A 1,089-nucleotide genomic window follows, 5' to 3' on the forward strand; every position below is an offset into this window, starting at 1 on the left:
CATAATTTCTTTTATCTTTAGGTTCTAAAGCTATATCATATCTTCCATATCCACTTTCTCTATTAGAAGTTATTATATATTTATCTCCTAATGTTAAAAGTAAACCTAGCATAAAGTGATGATAGTACTTTTCACTATCTCCTGTATCATGATAACTTACAGCTGAATAGTATAATTCCTTAAATTTAAATTTAAATCTTTCTATATCACCTTTATATAAATCTTCAAGCATTTTAAAATACATGGCTGTTTTACCATGGCTATATTCTTTTATAAATGTATTTTTAAAAAATGATTTAACTTCATAATTTGGAATTTTTAAAAAATATGTTTTTGCCCCAGTTATATCTGATATCTCAAACCTATCATAAGTTAAATATCCTGAAAATAGCATTAAAGACCATATTGTATCCACATCCTCTAAATCTGAAAATATAATATTCTCTGTTATTACTTCCTCTATTTCATTTCCACTAAATACAGCTTTTAAATCATCTATTACCTTAGAATCATTTTTATCTAATAACTCTTTTATTAGAGAGTTATCACTTGTATTTACCCAATAAGGATTTAACTCATTTTTACTAGCAAAATTAATTAATGACCATGGATTATAAACTAACTTATTTCCAAACTTATATCCATTATACCATTTTTTAACCTCTTCTAATTCATACTCTAATTCATAGTATTTTAATAACTCTTCTACTTCCTCTTCAGTTAAACCAAAATGATTAAAATCTCTATCTAAAATTGTTGATACTGCAAGATTGTTTAGTCCTGAAAAGATGCTTTCTTTAGCTACTCTTAATATCCCTGTAAGTACCGAAAACTCTAAATATGGATTACCTTTTAGTGCAGCACTTAAAAAGTTTCGAAAGAAAAATATTGCCTCATCGTAATATCCTTGTGAGTGTGCTGTAACTAATGGTGTATCGTATTCATCTATTAGTATTATCACTTTCTTCTTATATTTTTCATATAAAAATTTTGATAAATCTAAAATCGCATTTTCTTGATTTTCTCTTTTCTTCTCCAAAGTTAAATTGTATTTATCATATTCATTTTGCAATAAAAGATGCAACTTAT

The 1,089-nt window shown here is 25.6% G+C and carries 1 protein-coding gene; it reads right to left on the reverse strand.

Annotation, left to right across the window (positions count from 1 at the left end):
- On the reverse strand, positions 1 to 1,039 hold a 1,039-nt coding region (locus ACRCYC_RS10470; RefSeq protein WP_438619079.1), incomplete at its 3' end, for an AAA family ATPase.
- Between the last annotated feature and the right edge of the window lie 50 nt (positions 1,040 to 1,089).

The organism is Paraclostridium sp. (assembly GCF_051657365.1).
Classification (GTDB): Bacteria; Bacillota; Clostridia; order Peptostreptococcales; family Peptostreptococcaceae; genus Paraclostridium.